Source organism: Aliikangiella maris (genome assembly GCF_040719265.1).
GTDB classification, from domain to species: Bacteria; Pseudomonadota; Gammaproteobacteria; order Enterobacterales; family Kangiellaceae; genus Aliikangiella; species Aliikangiella maris.
Genome location: NZ_JBFDAH010000103.1, coordinates 1 through 1,431 on the forward strand (window position 1 = coordinate 1; position 1,431 = coordinate 1,431).

3 protein-coding genes are annotated in these 1,431 nt (G+C 36.0%); 2 read left to right on the plus strand and 1 reads right to left on the minus strand.

Translation table 11 applies throughout. The annotated features are described in order from the left end of the window. Together ABVT42_RS22295 and ABVT42_RS22300 are read left to right on the plus strand one after the other, a co-directional pair. Positions 1-790: RHS repeat domain-containing protein (locus ABVT42_RS22295; protein ID WP_367024540.1), on the plus strand; the 790-nt coding region annotated here is incomplete at its 5' end. 5 nt (positions 791-795) lie between these two features. Beyond that, complete coding sequence (locus tag ABVT42_RS22300) at positions 796-1,089, plus strand: DUF4288 domain-containing protein (protein WP_353898196.1); 294 nt, start codon at positions 796-798, stop codon at positions 1,087-1,089. A 147-nt stretch (positions 1,090-1,236) separates the two neighbouring features. Here the strand turns inward: ABVT42_RS22300 and ABVT42_RS22305 are convergent. Next, on the minus strand, positions 1,237-1,431 hold a 195-nt coding region (locus tag ABVT42_RS22305; protein WP_367024542.1), incomplete at its 5' end, for a hypothetical protein.

Consider the following 1,431-nt stretch of genomic DNA (forward strand, 5'->3'; position numbering starts at 1 on the left):
CGGCTCTGATAGACGTATTGGTAAAAAGGTTAACGGTACATTAGTTCAAGGCTTTTTATATGCTGACCAACTCAATCCTATCGCGGAGTTAGATAGCAATAATAATGTCATTAGTCGATTTGTTTACGGCAGTAAAATCAATGTGCCGGATTACTTTATTAAAGGTACTAAGACTTACCGAATTATTTCTAATTACTTGGGTAGTCCATTATTAGTGGTTGATATTGCCAATGGTGACGTAGTTCAACAAATGGATTATGATGAGTTTGGTAATGTGATATTAGACACTAATCCTGGATTTCAGCCGTTTGGTTTTGCCGGTGGTATTTATGATAGAGATACTGGGCTGACTCGGTTTGGGGCTAGGGATTATGAACCACAAGCTGGACGATGGACGAGTAAAGATCCGATTCGGTTTGCTGGTGGGGATAGTAATATTTATGGGTATGCTTTTAGTGATCCGGTGAACTTTGTTGACCTTCGAGGATTAGATTCGCTAAGAACTTCAGTTTTACAAGCTATTGGCAGGGGAAATACTAGAAAGTTAAAAGATTTGCTTGAGGCTATTTCAGATCCTAAGCTGTACCAAAAGGCATTAGATGCAATTAAAAAATTTGAGAGTAAAGCTTCCGACTGGATTCAAAAAGAATGTAAAGCAAGCATTCGGGAAGAATTTCCATCTGAGTTCCTAGATATGACGTTAGAGCAAATTCGAAATGATAAATCTGCTGAAGGGAAAAGAGCTTGGAAGTTATTAAATGAAAATCGGTTTAAGAAAAAGAAAAGGTAAAATTTATGTATTATTCTGTATGCATGTTTTTTAAATCAGAAAGAACAGATAAAAGAGAGCCTCTTTGGGAAGAGAGAATAGTGCTTGTCTCTGCATTATCTGAAGAGGAAGCAATGGAAAAAGCAACGCGGAATTGTGAAAGAGAGTCTGAGTTTAAAACTGAAATGGGAACTCAGATTAAGTGGCAATTTCACTCGATAGAGAGAGTTATTTTATTAGATGATTTGAGTGATGGAACAGAGTTGTTTTCTAGATTTCTTTCAGAACATGAAGCAAAAAGTTTAATAAGTAAGCTATAGGACATGGAAAAAAAGTATAAGGGCTCGGGTATATTTTACAATATATAAACACTTTATCATCAAGCTGGAAGGTATATCTACGGATTAAATTTAGGAGAAAAAGATCAAACATCTAATGCGTTCACTTATGGTTATTCAACAGCAGAGTCAAATAGTTTTACCACCGTAGAAACAGAACTGGAAAATGGTGATACCCAATTTGTTACCACAGGAAGAAGCAATATTTCTTCTACGTTGATTAAACAAAAAGATGAACTGAAAACCACCACCACTCGTTTTGGTGTTACCACAGTGATTGATAAAATCATTGACACAAAAACGCTGTTGGAAATTCCTAAAACC

Excerpts from the sequence above, each read along its gene's own strand:
- ABVT42_RS22300 (WP_353898196.1), top strand. The coding sequence starts at position 796 with ATGTATTATTCTGTATGCATGTTTTTTAAATCAGAAAGAACAGATAAA.